Raw genomic sequence first — 14,275 nt, forward strand, 5'->3', positions numbered from 1 at the left:
TTCCACCATTGTAACGCTTTGAAGTGAAATCTATTGCCGCGCTGAAACCTCAGGCGTGCGGCGGCGTTTCTTCGATCTCGCGGTCGACCTCGGGCACGTTCAGCGTGGCCCATGTATCGCCATCAGGCAACTCAGGCGGATTGGGCAGGCAATCGCGGCGGTGGATATTCGCCTTGGCCATGAAATTGGCCGACACGGGCGCGGTAACAAAGATGAACGCCATGATCAAAAGCTCATGAAGTGAGCCTGTGCCCGACAGGAACGAGCTGACCATAGCGGCCAACAGATAGGCGCCGATCCCCAGCGTGGCGGCCTTGGTCGGCGCGTGCAACCGGGTCATCGGATCGTTCAGCTTTAGCAAGCCAATCCCGGCGACGACGACAAAAAAACTGCCGATGATTAACAAAACAGCGACGGCATAGGTGGCGATGATGTCGAGGCTCATTCGATGATATCTCCGCGCAGGACGAAACGGGCATAGGCCACTGTCGAGACAAAACCCAGCATGGCGATGATCAGCGCCGCTTCAAAGTAAATCTGTGTGCCTTGCAGGATGCCCAGCAATACAATGATGCCGATGGCGTTGATGAACATCGTGTCCAGCGCCAGAATGCGGTCCCCGGTGCCGGGGCCAATCCACAGTCGGATCATTGCCATGAACTGCGCAATGGCCACCAATACAAGCGCGCCATAGAGCGTGAGAGTGAGAAAATCACTTGCTTGGGTCACAGGAAAATCTCCTTCAGGCGGCGTTCATAACGGTCTTTGATCTCATCTCGCACCGCATCGGGGTCGGTGGCGTCCAGCGCATGCACCAGCAGGTAGCGCCCATTGTCCGACAGATCAGCCGAGACGGTGCCGGGCGTCAAGGTGATGGTGCCTGCCAGAATGCTGATCGCTTCGGGCTCTTTCAGGTCCAACGGTATGACCACCCAAGCGGGCGACATGCTGGCGTTGGATTTGGTCAAGATGATCCACGCCACTTGAATATTGGCGATGATAATGTCCCACAGCACCAAGATCACATAGGCGATCATGCGTAGCGGGCGAATGCCTTGGGGCCGGTCGGTCCACCAACGCGCGGTCAGCACCGGGATCACAATCCCGAGGATCAGACCAAAGACCAGCATGCCCGCGCTAAATTTGTTTTGCAGCAGGACCCAGACCACCGTCAGCAACAGGGTCAGAAACGGGTGCGGCAACAGCCAACGGATAGGTCGCATCATATCAATGGGCCTCCTCTTTGCCGTCCGACAGCTTGCCGGGGGTCTCTAGCACGGTGCTCAGATAGCGCTCAGGGCTGAACAGTTGTTTTGAGATCGCCGTGGCATATTGCGTGGCCGGGCCCGCCAGCAGCGTATGCGCGACCAGCAGCGCCAGCAGGCCACCCACCGCAACATAGCTCAGCGCCGCGGGCGCCTCGGCAGGGGTGGCCCCCTCTTCCGGCGCAATGCTGCGGGATTTCCAAAAGACCACACTGCCCGCGCGGCCAAAGCCTACGAGGCTTAGAAGGCTCGCGCCCAAGATCACGGCCCAGATCCAGACCCAGAACTCATTCTGGGCAGCGGCGTCCATGATCAGCAGCTTACCAACAAAGCCCGACAGCGGCGGCACACCGACCATGGCGATGGCCGCGACAAAGAACAACGCGGCGGTCAGCTTGGCCCCCGCCACTTGCGGCTGGGCCGTCAGATCAAGATTGTCCCGCCCGGCCCGTGCCAGATCGGCAATCAGGAACAGCGCGCCTGCGGCCAGCGTCGAATGCACGATATAGTAAAGTGCTGCGGCAATGCCTTCGGGGGTGAACAGTGCGATTGAGATCATCACCATCCCCATGGACCCGATGACCGAGAAGGCGACCAGTCGGTCCAGCTGCTTGGCTGCCAGCACACCGACCATGCCAAGCGCCAACGACAGCAGCGCGGCAGGCAGCAGCCATGTGGTGTGCAGATCTGCTGTTGCGGCAAGGCTTGGCGGGAAGATCAGCGTATAGACGCGGATGATCGCGTAAGCGCCGACCTTGGTCATGATCGCGAAAAGCGCCGCCACCGGGCCGGGTGCTTCGGCATAGCTGGAGGGCAACCAGAAGTGCAGCGGCACCACGGCCGCTTTGACCGCAAAGACCATCAAGAGCAGCACCGCTGCGATGCGGATACCCACCGTCTCACCTGCGTCGATCAGGGCCACACGCTGCGCCAGATCGGCCATGTTCAGCGTGCCCGTCTCCGCATAGATCGCGCCGAGCGCAAAAAGGAACAGCGTCGAGCCGAGCAGGTTATAGAGCACATATTGCACCCCTGCCCGCAGCCGGAATGTGCCCCCGCCGTGGATCATCAGCCCGTAGGAGGCGATCAGCAGCACTTCGAAAAAGACGAAAAGGTTGAAAAGGTCGCCGGTCAGGAACGCACCCATGATCCCCATCAATTGGAACTGGAACAGCGCATGGAAATGCCGCCCGCGTTCGTCCCATTTCGAGCCGATGACATAGAGCAGCACAAACAGCGCCAGCACCGCCGTCAGCGTCACCATCAGCGTCGACAGACGGTCGCCGACCAGCACGATGCCAAAGGGCGCGGCCCAATCGCTGAGTTGATAGAGCATCACCGTACCGCTTGACGCCTCGACCGAAAGGCCAAGCCCAACAGCGATCAGCGCCAACGCTCCAAACAACGATAATACCCGCTGAATGGTAATGTGATACCGCGCCGCCAACACGATGAAAGGTGCCAAAAAAGCGGGCAGCACGATGGGCAGGATCAGCCAATGGGTCATGTGCGGTCCTCCGCCTTTGTATCGATCAGCGGATCATCGACATGATCGTCATTGCCCCCGAGATATGCGCCGAGCGCGATCATCACCACCACGGCAGTCATGCCGAAAGAGATCACGATGGCCGTCAGCACCAAAGCCTGCGGCAAGGGATCGGTATAGCGCGCGGCGTCCGTCAGGATCGGCGGTGCGCCGACGGTCAGACGGCCCGAGGCAAACAAAAACACATTGACGGCATAGGTCAGCAGCGATGTGCCCATGATGACCGGAAAGCTCCGCAAACGCAGCACAAGATAGAGGCCAGAAGCCGTCAGGATGCCGATGGCAGAAGCGACGAGAAGTTCCATTTTATGCCTCCGCCTTGATGTTGTCTTCGCGGGATGGGTCGATGTCCATCGGGTGATCCGCCTCCGGCACATGAGCGCGACGCGCGAGGCGCGAGAAGCTTTCGAGCGTCAGCATCACGGCCCCCACGACCGCAAGGAACACCCCAAGATCAAAGAGCGCCGCCGTGGCCAGTTCGAACTTTTCGAAAGGTGGAATGCGCACATAGGTGAAATCCGAGGTCAGGAAGGGTTTGCCAAAGAACCACGAGCCAATGCCCGTGAGCCCCGCGATCAGCACGCCGGTGCCGATGATCCCGTGATAAGGATACCGCAGCCGCGCCGAGGCCCATGCAAAGCCGCTCGCCATATACTGCATCACCACAGCGATCGACACGATCAGACCCGCGATAAACCCGCCACCCGGCTCATTATGGCCGCGCAGGAAGATGTAGAAACCCACCATCAGCACCACTGGCATGATGACGCGGGTCATGACCACCATCATCATCGGGTGCCTGTCCCCTGCCCGCGGCTGATCTGGCTTGCGGTTCAGCAAACGCGCCCGCACGGGGCCCGACAGCAGCGTTTCGGTCAGCGCATAGATCAGCAGCGCCGCGATGCCCAAGACGATGATCTCGCCATAGGTGTCAAAGCCCCGGAAATCGACGAGGATCACATTGACCACATTGGTGCCGCCGCCGCCTTTGTAGGCGTTGGCGAGGTGGAATTCGGAAATGCTCGGCGCCACGGTGTCGCGTAACAAGTAGTGATAGGACAGTGCCATGGTCGCCAAACCAGCACCGACCGACACCACCACATCACGGCTGCGGCGCAGCACGCTGCTTTCAATGGGTGTGTGATTGGGCAGGAAGTTCAGCGCAAGCAGCAGCAGGATGATCGTGACCACCTCAACCGTCAGCTGGGTCATCGCCAAGTCAGGCGCGCTGAAGAAGACGAAACCAGCCGAGACGATCAGACCGACGATGCCAATCAGGATCAGCGACAACAGGCGGTTGCGGTGCAGGAACACAAGGCCTCCTGCCGCCGCGACGAGCATCAGCCAGCCCGCGATCTGCACTGCGTTGGTCGGCTGCACCGCGCGAGTCGCCGCCCCGACGGTGCCGGTCGCCCAAGCGTAATAACCCACTGCCACCACGGTCACCGCCATGATCGCGGCATAACGCGAGAAGGCGCCGTTGTGGAGTCGCAGCGAAATCGCCTGTGATAGGCCGACAAAGGCCGCGATGATACGGTCAAAGATCGACTTGGCCTCGGGCCGCGGCGTCGCGTCCCAAAGACGCAGAAGCGGGGTGAAGAGCGCCAGCAGGATCAAACCACCGACAACCGCGATGATCGACATGTAAAGCGCCGGGCCCAACCCGTGCCAAATCTTGAAATGCGCCGAGGGCATCTCGGCTGCGCCGCCTAGAACCGAAGCTGTCACCAGCTTGACGAACGGCTCAGCCAAGAAAGGTGCGAGACCGATCACCACCACGGGAATGATCAACAGCGCGGGCGGCAGCCACAGACCGGGTTTGGGATCATGCGGATGATCAGGATAGTCGTCACGCTCTTTGCCCAAGAAGACATGGCCGATCAGCCGGAAACTATAGGCTGCAGAGAACAGCGCGCCAAAGGTTGCGAGGCCCGGCACCAGCCATGGCATGTCAAAAAGCGTGGTGTGCAGGGTTTCTTCCAGCATCATCTCTTTGGACAAGAACCCGTTCAGCAACGGAATACCGGCCATCGACAGCGCCGCCAGCGTGGCAATCACAAAGGTCACTGGCATCAAATGCCGCAGCCCGCCCAAGCGGCGGATGTCGCGCGTATGCACCGCGTGATCGACGATGCCCGCCGACATAAAGAGCGCCGCCTTGAAGGTCGCGTGATTCAAGATGTGAAACACTGCCGCCATCGCACCAAAGGCCGTGCCGGTGCCCAAAAGCATGGTGATCAGGCCAAGGTGGCTGACGGTTGAGAACGCCAACAGCGCCTTCAGGTCATGTTTAAACAGCGCAATCACCGCGCCCAGCACCATGGTGATCAGCCCTGCCGTTGTGACGATGACAAACCATTCAGGCGTGCCCGACAGCACCGGCCACATGCGCGCCATCAGGAAAATGCCCGCCTTCACCATTGTCGCAGAGTGCAGATAGGCCGAGACCGGCGTCGGCGCGGCCATCGCGTGGGGCAACCAGAAGTGGAACGGGAATTGCGCGGATTTGGTGAAACAGCCCAGCAGGATCAGGATCAGTGCGGGTAGATAGAGCGGCGAGGCTTGGATCAACTCGCGGTTTTCTAGGATCACGCTCAGGTCATAGCTGCCGACAATCTGACCCAGCAGCAACATGCCACCGATCATCGCAAGGCCGCCCATGCCGGTCACGGTCAGCGCCATGCGCGCGCCTTGGCGGCCTTCGGGAAGGTGCTTCCAATAGCCGATCAGCAGGAAGGACGAAAGCGAGGTCAGTTCCCAGAAGATCAGCAGGATCAATACGTTATCGCTTAGCACGATACCCACCATCGCGCCTTGGAACAGCAGCAGATAGGTGAAAAACTCGCCCATATGATCATCGCGCGACAGGTAAGACCGCGCATAGGCGATGATCAACAGACCGATGCCGAGGATCAGGCAGGCAAAGAAAAAGCCCAAACTGTCGAGCATCAAGGTCATGTTCAGACCAAGCTGCGGGATCCAATCAACCCGCGCGGTGACCAACTCTCCGGCCAGCACGGCGGGCAGATGTGTGAGCAGGCCAATCAATGCCACGAGCGTCACCATAAAGGTCACCCCGGCACAGGCCTGACGTCCTGCGGAATTCATCAGTCCGGGCAACAACGCCCCAAGGAAAGGCAAGGCAACGATAAGGAAGAGGGACACGCGAACTCCTGATCTGGCGGACTGAAAGGTCATCACCTTCTGGAGAAATTTGCCCGGCACCTCAAGCGAAACCGGGCATTAACGGCCAGTTTGTCGCAGGTTACGGCTCCGTGACGGGCGCGTGGCGCTCAGGTAAGCGCCGATTCCACGCAGGGCCAAACGCCGTCCAGGTGTCAGCCCCCTGCCCGCACTTGCCCTTTAACCCATGTTCCTTACCCCATGTCCCTTAACTTGTCTGAAACAATTCCCGATAGGTTTCGCGCAGGACGTTCTTTTGCACTTTCCCCATCGTATTACGGGGCAGCTCTGGCAGGACGATCAATTTGCGCGGCTGCTTGAACTTGGCCAGCGATGCAGCCACATCCTTTGCGATCCCATCAAGGTCCAGCTCCGCCCCCTTGCGCGCCACCAACAGGGCGACGACGCTTTCGCCAAAATCAGGATGCGGCACGCCGATCACCGCGCTTTCCAGCACGCCGGGCTGGTCGTCGAGCAGCAGTTCGACCTCTTTGGGGTAGATGTTGTACCCGCCCGAGATAATCATGTCTTTGTCGCGCCCAACGATGCTCACATAGCCATCCGCATCGCGCCGCCCAAGATCACCGGTGATAAAGAACCCGTCTTCGCGCAGTTCTTGGGCGGTTTTTTCGGGCATCTGCCAATAGCCTTTGAACACATTGGGCCCGCGCACTTCGATGCTGCCGATCTCTCCGTCCGGCAGGGTCGCGCCGGTCTTGGGGTCGGTGATCTTAAGCTCGACATCCGGCAGCGGGAAACCGACGGTGCCCGCGCGGCGCTCGCCGTCATAGGGGTTTGAGGTGTTCATGTTGGTCTCGGTCATGCCGTAACGCTCGAGGATGCGGTGGCCGGTGCGTTCCTCAAAATCGACATGGGTTTCGGCCAAAAGCGGTGCCGAGCCAGAGATGAACAGCCGCATGTTCGCCGTCGTCTCACGGGTGAAAATCGCGTCGTCCAAAAGCCGGGTGTAGAAGGTCGGCACGCCCATCATCGCGGTGGCGTGGGGCATCCGTTCTATCAGCCGGTCAATGTCGAGCTTGGGCAGGAAGATCATCGCGCCCCCCGCCACCAGCGTCACATTCGTCGCCACAAACAGGCCATGGGTGTGAAAGATCGGCAGCGCGTGCAGCAGCACGTCATTTGCGGTGAAGCGCCACAGTTCGGCCAGCGTCTGCGCGTTCGACAAAAGGTTGGCCTGCGTCAGCATCGCCCCTTTCGAGCGCCCCGTGGTCCCAGAGGTATAGAGGAAGGCCGCAAGGTCATCGGCGTCCCGTGCCACAGTCTCAAAGGTATCGGAGGCCGAGGTCGCACGATCCGCGAAGCTGCCGTCGTTCTCCGCCCCCAACGTCTCAAGCTGGCAGTCCGCAGCCTTGGCCACCGGGGCCATCTCATTGCGGCGCGCAGGCTGGCAGACAAAGGCGGCCGCCCCGCTGTCGGTCACGAAATAGCGCACCTCGTCGGCGGTATAGGCAGTGTTGAGCGGCAAAAAGATCACCCCCGCCTGGACGCAAGCAGCATAGAGCGCCAATGCGTCGGCGGATTTGTCGATCTGCACCGCGAGCCGGTCACCCGATTTCAGACCAAGATCGGTCAGCGCATGGGCAAACCGCGCAGCGCGTCCAAGGAAACCCGCGTGGGTCAGGACGACCCCGCCTTCGAGATGCAGAAAGGCCGTCGTCTTTCCGGCGTGACGGCCGAACAATGCGTCATAAAGGGGGTTTGCCATCACGGTGCTCCTCGCGGTTTTCTGTAAGAAGATGACAAACGCATTCCACCGGTCAATGCAAGCGTTTGAGGCGAAGCCCGCCAGTCGAAGATCGTGAAAACGCGATGCGGGCCAATGTCTTGCGGGGCAGCGCTGATGTGCGCCGCCCCGTTTTAGGTGTTAGCGGCCCATCAGGCTCGGAAGCCAAGTCGCAACCTCTGGCAGCCAAACGATCAACGCCAATACGAAGAGCTTGATCAGCAAAAACGGCATGACCGACGCATAGATCTGCGGCATGCGAATTTCAGGCGGCGCCACGCCCCGCATGACAAACAGCAGCAGGCCAAAGGGCGGGGTCAGCAAGCCGATCTCCATGGTCAGCAGATAGACCACGCCGAGCGTCAACTCATTGATCCCCATCGCACCCGCCAGCGGCACGAAGACCGGTACGGTGACCATCAGCATTGAGACCTGATCAATAAAACAGCCCAGAAAAAGCAGGATCGCGATCATTCCCAAAAGCACCATCAGCGGCGTCGGATCGACCGCGTTGATCGCATTGATCAAGCCATTGGTAGCGCCCGAGAACGACAACACCTGCGCAAAGGTCTGGCTGGCCGCGATGATGAACAAGATCATCACCGAAAGCTTTAGCGTCTCCATCAACGCGCGGCCCATCTTCTCCCAACTCAGCGCGCGGTAAGCCGCACCGATGATCACCGCAGTGATGCTGCCAAGAGCCGCACTTTCCGTGGGCGTGGCGATGCCGGCCAGCAGCGAACCGATCACCACAGCAAAGAGAACCGACAGCGGCAGCACGTAAATCGCGAAAGGCGTCCAACGTTCACGAAGAGTCATTTCCTCATAGACATCTGGCGGTGCCACCTTCGGGTCCAGTACACTGCGCCCCACCACATAAACCACAAAGAGCACTGCCAGCAGCAGCGCCGGAAGCACACCGGCAATCAGCAGCCCGGCGATGGAAATCCCCGCAAGCGAGCCCACCAAAACCGCCAGCGCCGAAGGCGGGATCAACATGGCAATCGCGCCCGATGCCATGATCGGCCCCATCGCCATCGACGGGTGATAGCCGCGTTTCAGCATCCCCGGCAGCAGCGTGCCGCCCAGCATCGCGGTATTGGCGATGGTCGAGCCGGAAAGGGCGGCAAAGATCGTGCCACCAAAGATCGTCACGACCGACATGCGGCCCGGAATGCGCGTCACTACCCGCTCAATCGCGTCAATGGCGCGATGCGCGACCCCGGTTTGAAACAGGATCTCTCCCATCAAGATAAACAGTGGTATCGGCGCTAGCTGAAAATTCGCCACCGATTGCGCCGAGTTGCGCGCCAGTTGTAGGATGCCGCGGTCTCCGCCCAGCACGAAGTAAGCGCCTACGGTCGTCACGGCGATAAAGGCAAAGGCGACCGGCAGGCCGATCAGCAGCAAAACCGCCAATCCGCCCAGCATCAAGGTCAATGTCAGGCCCCAATCCATGTCAAAGACCACTCAAGCTACGCTCGGCCGTTTCCGGATAGAGCAAACGTCGGATAAAGATGATCGTGCAAAGCGCCAGCGACAGCGGCACAAATGCCAGCATCCACCACTCTGGGATCACAAAGGAGGTGCGGATCATCGACCCGCGCGCGGCAGAGGCCAGCACCGCTTGCAGCCCGTACCAGCCCAGCACCCCTGCCGTTACCGCGCCAATGGCGCTGGTCAAGCGGGTCAAAGCATAGGCAGTGCGCTGCGACAGGTTGCTGGTGATCAGATCAACCTTCACATGCCCGCCGATTGACAGCACCCAAGGCGCGCCAAGGAAAGTGGCAATCATCAACGCATATTGGATCGCATCCAGCGCGCCATAGACCACAGGCAAGCCGAGATTGCGCAGCACCACGTTGATCGCGATAAACACCGCGATCACCCCGAGGATCCCGGCCGAAAAGACGGCCAGCCCCCGGAGCGTCCGGTCAAACAGTGTTGAGATCATCGGGAGATCACTTGGTCATGCAGGCGCGCATCTGCTGCGCAAGGTCGGCATCGACCTCTTCGACCGCAGCCCAGCCCGCATCGCGCGCGGCATTGGTCCAGGTTTCGGCATCCGCATCGCTCAGCGTGATGGTCTCGATCCCGGCTTCGGCCTGTGCCGCGTATTCCGATGCGTTTCGGTCCGCATTGTCGTTGTTGAGCTCTTCCATCCAAGCCGCGCCCTCTTCGAGCTTGGCGCGCTGCTCATCGGTCAGAGAGTTCCAAGTGTCGAGGTTCACCAGAGTGTTCACGTCGACATTGTAAAAGCTCGGATCGACGCGGTATTTGGTCTGCTCGTCCCAGCCAAGATCAAGCACACCCTGCGAGGGCCAGCCGTAACCGTCAATCGCGCCGCGTTCCAGCGCGCTATAGACTTCGCCCGGTGCGGTGCGCACGAGGTTGGCGCCCAGTTGCGTGAACATCGCCTGATAGACTGGCGTGGTGCGGATGGTCAGACCGCTAAGGTCTGGCCCCTCAATCGGCTTGGTCAGATAGAGGTGATAGCCGATCCCGTCCCCGCCGTGGCCGAGGTATTTGACGTTCATCTGCTCTTGGTGAATGCGGTCGACCAACTCATAACAGCCGTTCTCGCGCTGCTCTTGAATGGTGTTTTCCGCCAAATGCAGCGCGTCGCCCGTGGGCAACAAATTGGGGTAATAGGCCGTGGTGTTGTTGGCGATGTCGACAACGCCAGATTGCACCGCGTTGCCCAACTCAAAGGGCGGCACGGCCTCTGGCCCGCCGACCATATTAATCTGAACGACGCCTTTGCCGTTTTCGTTGACCCAATCGACAAAGGATTCAAACTCGCGGCTAAAAGCGGTGCCGAGGGTAAAGGCCGACACCGCGCGCAGGGTCACTTCTTCGGCGCTGGCGGTGCTGGTGGTGGCGATGGTGCTCACGGCAAAGAGCGCCGCGCTGAGCGTGGTTGTTGTTTTCATGGTCGTCTCCCAGTTGTTACCAAAAGCCCGCGATCTCTGCCCCGGTGCTCTCGCATGCATATGCATAATATGTATCTGCATGTAATTCGTAGCGGCAAGATTTCGCCGCGTCAATTTAAACTCTCGCCCTCCTGCTCCCGCGCGCACATTGGCGGTCCTTTGCGCAAATTGTCGCGGCATTAAGATAGATTAATGACGGCGCCGCGCTGAGAACATATATAGAACACATGGCAAAACAGACACTCGATCAAAAACTGGCGATTCTCAGCGACGCGGCGAAATACGACGCCTCCTGCGCCTCCTCCGGCTCGACCAAACGCGACTCGCGTGATGGCAAAGGGCTGGGCTCAAACGAAGGCAGCGGCATCTGCCACGCATACGCCCCCGACGGGCGGTGCATCAGTCTGCTTAAAATCCTGATGACCAATTTCTGCATCTACGATTGCAGCTATTGCATTAACCGGGTGTCCTCTAACGTGGATCGCGCGCGGTTCAGCGTGGATGAGGTGGTGAAGCTCACCATCGAATTCTACCGCCGCAATTACATCGAAGGGCTGTTCCTGTCCTCGGGCGTGATCCGCTCACCCGATGCGACCATGTCCGACATGGTGCAGATCGCCCGCAAGCTCCGGCACGAAGAGAACTTTCGCGGCTATATCCACCTCAAGACCATCCCCGACGCCTCGCCCGAGTTGATCGAAGAAGCCGGGCTGCTGGCCGACCGTCTGTCGATCAACGTCGAACTGCCGACCGACAGCGCGGTCGAGCAATATGCGCCAGAAAAGAAGCCCGAGCAAATCCGCCGGGCCATGGCGAATGTGCGGATGGTCAAGGACGCCAGCAAAGATAAATCCTTCACCGGCAAGCGCCCGCCCCGCTTTGCCCCTGCGGGCCAATCCACCCAGATGATCATCGGCGCGGATGGCTCCAACGATGCCACGGTGCTGGGCCAGTCGACGCGGCTTTATTCCAGTTACAAGCTGAAACGCGTCTATTACTCCGCCTTTTCGCCCATCCCCGACAGTTCTGCCAAACTGCCGCTGATCCGCCCGCCTTTGCAGCGCGAACATCGGCTCTATCAGGCCGACTGGCTGCTGCGGTTTTACGACTTTCAGTTGGACGAGATCACCTCCGTCACCCGCGACGGCAATCTTGACCTTGAGATCGACCCCAAGCTCGCTTGGGCGCTGGTCCACCGCGAACACTTCCCCCTCAATGTGAACCGCGCCAGCCGCGAGATGCTGCTGCGGGTGCCGGGCTTTGGCGTCAAGACGGTCAACCGCATCCTCGCCACACGGCGGCACCGTAGCTTGCGCTACGAAGACCTGACCCGCATGGGTGCGTCGATGAAAAAGGCCCGTGCGTTCATCACCGCCGGAGGCTGGACACCGGGCGGGCTGACCGACAGCGCCAACCTGCGCGCGCGCTTTGCCCCGCCGCCCGAACAGTTGACCCTGTTCTGATGCACCGCGTCAGCTTGCCCCCCATCGGCACCGCCAAAGCGTGGCGCGAGGCCGCGCGCGGGTTTCTTGCGGCTGGCGTGCCGCCCGAGCAAATCCTCTGGGGGGATCACGCCGCGGCTCCTGATCTGTTCGGCGGGGAAAGCGCTCCCCCCTCAGGCGGGAAGGTCTCGGTCCCGCGCAGCTTTATCTCAATGGCCGAGACCGCCGTCTGGCATAGCGACCCTGAGCGTTTTGCCCGGCTCTATGCTTTTCTGTGGCGGGTGAAAGACGCGCCGCATTTGATGTCGGACCGAGGCGATGCCGACCTCGCCGTGCTGCGGGGGATGGAGAAAAACGTCCGCCGCTGCCAGCACAAGATGAAAGCCTTTGTCCGCTTCCGCGAGATCGGCGTGCCTGACGCCCCGCGCCGCAGCTTTGCCGCGTGGTTCGAGCCCACGCATCACACCGTAGAGCCGACGGCGGATTTCTTCGTGCGGCGGTTTTCTGACATGGACTGGCGCATCCTCACTCCCGATGTCTCGGCGATTTTCGAGAACGGCAAACTCACTTTCCAAGAAGGCCACAGCAAGCCCGACCTGCCCGAAGACGCGGGCGAGCAGCTTTGGATCACCTACTTCCAGAACATCTTTAACCCCGCCCGCCTGATGGTGAAGGCGATGCAGTCCGAGATGCCCAAGAAATACTGGAAAAACATGCCCGAGGCCGCCTTCATTCCCCAGATGATCGCCGAAGCCCCCGCCCGCGCCCGCGCGATGGCCGAGGCCGCGCCGACCCTGCCCCCCGTCCGCATGGATCGGGTGCAAGCACAGCTCAGCGCCTTTGATTCCGCATGGGACGGCCCGATGGAAGAACTGCCCGCCGCGATCCGCGCTTGCACCCGCTGCCCACTGCATTGCCACGCCACCCAAGCCGTGCCGGGCGAAGGGCCGACGCGTGCGGATTTGATGGTGGTGGGCGAACAGCCCGGCGATCAGGAGGATTTGGCAGGCCGTCCCTTCGTCGGCCCTGCCGGGCAGATGTTCGACCGCGTGGCATCAGAGGCCGGGCTGGACCGCGAGGCAGCATACGTGACCAACGCCGTCAAACACTTCAAATTCACCGCCCGTGGCAAGCGCCGCATCCACCAGCGCCCCGAGACCTCCGAGATTGATCAATGCCGTTGGTGGGTGAACGCCGAGGTGGCGCAGGTGCAGCCTAAACTGATCCTCGCCATGGGCGCCACGGCGGCTCAGAGCCTGACGGGTTCCGGTGCGGGCATCCTCAAGCGGCGCGGCACCATTGAGGCGGGGCCGGAAGGCATCCCGGTGCTGATCACCCTGCACCCATCCTACCTGCTTCGAGTACCGGACCCAGCTCTGCGCGAAGAGGCCGAGGCACAGTTTCGCTCCGACCTCGCCATGGCCGCGCGTATGATGGCGGAGGCGGCTTAATGCTCGGGGTCGATGACCTGTAATGTCCCATCCGGCAGGGGCTGTTGCAGGGCGGGCAAATCGGCGGTTTCGGCTGTAAGCCACGCCTGCACGGCGTCAGGCGAGGTCAGGATCACCGGCATCGCCTTGGGATGCACCGCGCCGACCTCGGCATTGGCCTCGGTGGTCAGAAAACCATAGAGGTTGTCGGTCGTCTCGCCGTCCTTGAGTTTGCGCACAGAGGTCCACTGCGTCCAAATCCCGGCGAAAAACGCCAGCGGGCGGTCCTCTTCCAGCGCGAACCAGACCGGGCGCGAAGGCTGGCCGGGGCGGTTATGCGGCTCTGAAAAACTGGTGAAGGGCACGACGCAGCGATGCTCTGCCCCCAGCCAGCGCCGCCAGTGGGGCGAGCCGATGTTGCGCACATTGGTCACGCCGCGATCGGTCTTTTTGCCCTTGAGCGCAAAGGCAGGCGACGGCAGCCCCCACCGCATCATGCTGAGCACCGGACCTTCCGCGCCGCCGCGCACCACGGGAGCGCTGTAGTCGGGGTAGATGCCGGGCATCGGCGGCAGATTGCCCGCTTGATCGTCGATCCCGTCGAACCAGCCGCGGATCGCGTCTTGGCCCTTGGTCAGGGAATAGAGATTGCACATGGATCAGGCCCCTTTGCCGGCGTGGTTGTGCTCAGTAGATGCGATCTTATGCGTCCCCGGCAAGGGCCACGCGATC

Annotated in this window: 13 protein-coding genes; 2 read left to right on the forward strand and 11 right to left on the reverse strand. The window is 61.0% G+C overall.

Annotated features, from left to right (window positions below; all coding sequences use genetic code 11):
* Nucleotides 1-49: 49 nt before the first annotated feature.
* The 10 genes from DSM14862_RS09500 to dctP all read right to left on the reverse strand — a co-directional run bounded on the left by DSM14862_RS09500 (nt 50) and on the right by dctP (nt 10,671).
* Nucleotides 50-445, reverse strand: coding sequence for a Na+/H+ antiporter subunit G (locus DSM14862_RS09500; RefSeq protein WP_007120047.1), 396 nt, complete (start codon nt 443-445; stop codon nt 50-52).
* Nucleotides 442-657, reverse strand: coding sequence for a K+/H+ antiporter subunit F (locus DSM14862_RS09505; protein WP_243254371.1), 216 nt, complete (start codon nt 655-657; stop codon nt 442-444). The genes DSM14862_RS09500 and DSM14862_RS09505 overlap by 4 nt, the downstream gene beginning before the upstream one ends.
* A gap of 68 nt (nt 658-725) precedes the next feature.
* Nucleotides 726-1,226 carry a Na+/H+ antiporter subunit E gene (locus DSM14862_RS09510; protein ID WP_007120049.1) on the reverse strand — a complete coding sequence of 167 codons (501 nt, stop codon included), beginning with the start codon at nt 1,224-1,226 and terminating at the stop codon, nt 726-728.
* A gap of 1 nt (nt 1,227) precedes the next feature.
* A complete protein-coding gene (locus DSM14862_RS09515) occupies nt 1,228-2,772 on the reverse strand; it encodes a monovalent cation/H+ antiporter subunit D (RefSeq protein WP_007120050.1) in 1,545 nt (514 codons plus the stop codon).
* Complete coding sequence (locus DSM14862_RS09520) at nt 2,769-3,116, reverse strand: Na+/H+ antiporter subunit C (protein WP_007120051.1); 348 nt, start codon at nt 3,114-3,116, stop codon at nt 2,769-2,771. The genes DSM14862_RS09515 and DSM14862_RS09520 overlap by 4 nt, the downstream gene beginning before the upstream one ends.
* Nucleotide 3,117: 1 nt before the next feature.
* Nucleotides 3,118-5,976 (reverse strand): monovalent cation/H+ antiporter subunit A, encoded by a 2,859-nt coding sequence (locus DSM14862_RS09525; RefSeq protein ID WP_007120052.1) that lies wholly within the window; start codon nt 5,974-5,976, stop codon nt 3,118-3,120.
* 226 nt (nt 5,977-6,202) lie between these two features.
* The gene (locus DSM14862_RS09530; RefSeq protein ID WP_007120053.1) at nt 6,203-7,720 is read right to left on the reverse strand and encodes a malonate--CoA ligase; all 1,518 of its coding nucleotides are present in this window, start codon (nt 7,718-7,720) and stop codon (nt 6,203-6,205) included.
* A 159-nt stretch (nt 7,721-7,879) separates the two neighbouring features.
* Nucleotides 7,880-9,196, reverse strand: a complete 1,317-nt coding sequence (locus DSM14862_RS09535; protein WP_007120054.1) for a TRAP transporter large permease — start codon at nt 9,194-9,196, stop codon at nt 7,880-7,882.
* 1 nt (nt 9,197) lies between these two features.
* Entirely contained in the window at nt 9,198-9,692 is a 495-nt protein-coding gene (locus tag DSM14862_RS09540; RefSeq protein WP_007120055.1) for a TRAP transporter small permease, read from the reverse strand.
* A gap of 7 nt (nt 9,693-9,699) precedes the next feature.
* A complete protein-coding gene (gene dctP / locus DSM14862_RS09545; protein WP_007120056.1) occupies nt 9,700-10,671 on the reverse strand; it encodes a TRAP transporter substrate-binding protein DctP in 972 nt (323 codons plus the stop codon).
* A gap of 227 nt (nt 10,672-10,898) precedes the next feature.
* On the opposite strand from dctP, the gene DSM14862_RS09550 reads away from it, so the two are divergent.
* Nucleotides 10,899-12,134: a putative DNA modification/repair radical SAM protein gene (locus DSM14862_RS09550; RefSeq protein ID WP_007120057.1), complete on the forward strand. Its 1,236-nt coding sequence runs from the start codon at nt 10,899-10,901 to the stop codon at nt 12,132-12,134.
* Nucleotides 12,134-13,564, forward strand: coding sequence for a UdgX family uracil-DNA binding protein (locus DSM14862_RS09555; RefSeq protein ID WP_007120058.1), 1,431 nt, complete (start codon nt 12,134-12,136; stop codon nt 13,562-13,564). The genes DSM14862_RS09550 and DSM14862_RS09555 overlap by 1 nt, the downstream gene beginning before the upstream one ends.
* Here DSM14862_RS09555 and DSM14862_RS09560 read toward each other — a convergent pair.
* Nucleotides 13,561-14,199 (reverse strand): SOS response-associated peptidase, encoded by a 639-nt coding sequence (locus tag DSM14862_RS09560; protein WP_007120059.1) that lies wholly within the window; start codon nt 14,197-14,199, stop codon nt 13,561-13,563. The genes DSM14862_RS09555 and DSM14862_RS09560 overlap by 4 nt on opposite strands.
* Between the last annotated feature and the right edge of the window lie 76 nt (nt 14,200-14,275).

The sequence above is a fragment of the Sulfitobacter indolifex genome (assembly GCF_022788655.1).
Classification (GTDB): Bacteria; Pseudomonadota; Alphaproteobacteria; order Rhodobacterales; family Rhodobacteraceae; genus Sulfitobacter; species Sulfitobacter indolifex.

What these genes read in the sequence shown, in the direction of transcription:
- DSM14862_RS09500 (WP_007120047.1), bottom strand. Translation starts at nt 445, where the DNA reads ATGAGCCTCGACATCATCGCCACCTATGCCGTCGCTGTTTTGTTAATC.
- DSM14862_RS09505 (WP_243254371.1), bottom strand. Translation starts at nt 657, where the DNA reads ATGGCAATGATCCGACTGTGGATTGGCCCCGGCACCGGGGACCGCATT.
- DSM14862_RS09510 (WP_007120049.1), bottom strand. Translation starts at nt 1,226, where the DNA reads ATGATGCGACCTATCCGTTGGCTGTTGCCGCACCCGTTTCTGACCCTG.
- DSM14862_RS09515 (WP_007120050.1), bottom strand. Translation starts at nt 2,772, where the DNA reads ATGACCCATTGGCTGATCCTGCCCATCGTGCTGCCCGCTTTTTTGGCA.
- DSM14862_RS09520 (WP_007120051.1), bottom strand. Translation starts at nt 3,116, where the DNA reads ATGGAACTTCTCGTCGCTTCTGCCATCGGCATCCTGACGGCTTCTGGC.
- DSM14862_RS09530 (WP_007120053.1), bottom strand. Translation starts at nt 7,720, where the DNA reads ATGGCAAACCCCCTTTATGACGCATTGTTCGGCCGTCACGCCGGAAAG.
- DSM14862_RS09535 (WP_007120054.1), bottom strand. Translation starts at nt 9,196, where the DNA reads ATGGATTGGGGCCTGACATTGACCTTGATGCTGGGCGGATTGGCGGTT.
- DSM14862_RS09540 (WP_007120055.1), bottom strand. Translation starts at nt 9,692, where the DNA reads ATGATCTCAACACTGTTTGACCGGACGCTCCGGGGGCTGGCCGTCTTT.
- dctP (WP_007120056.1), bottom strand. Translation starts at nt 10,671, where the DNA reads ATGAAAACAACAACCACGCTCAGCGCGGCGCTCTTTGCCGTGAGCACC.
- DSM14862_RS09550 (WP_007120057.1), top strand. Translation starts at nt 10,899, where the DNA reads ATGGCAAAACAGACACTCGATCAAAAACTGGCGATTCTCAGCGACGCG.
- DSM14862_RS09555 (WP_007120058.1), top strand. Translation starts at nt 12,134, where the DNA reads ATGCACCGCGTCAGCTTGCCCCCCATCGGCACCGCCAAAGCGTGGCGC.
- DSM14862_RS09560 (WP_007120059.1), bottom strand. Translation starts at nt 14,199, where the DNA reads ATGTGCAATCTCTATTCCCTGACCAAGGGCCAAGACGCGATCCGCGGC.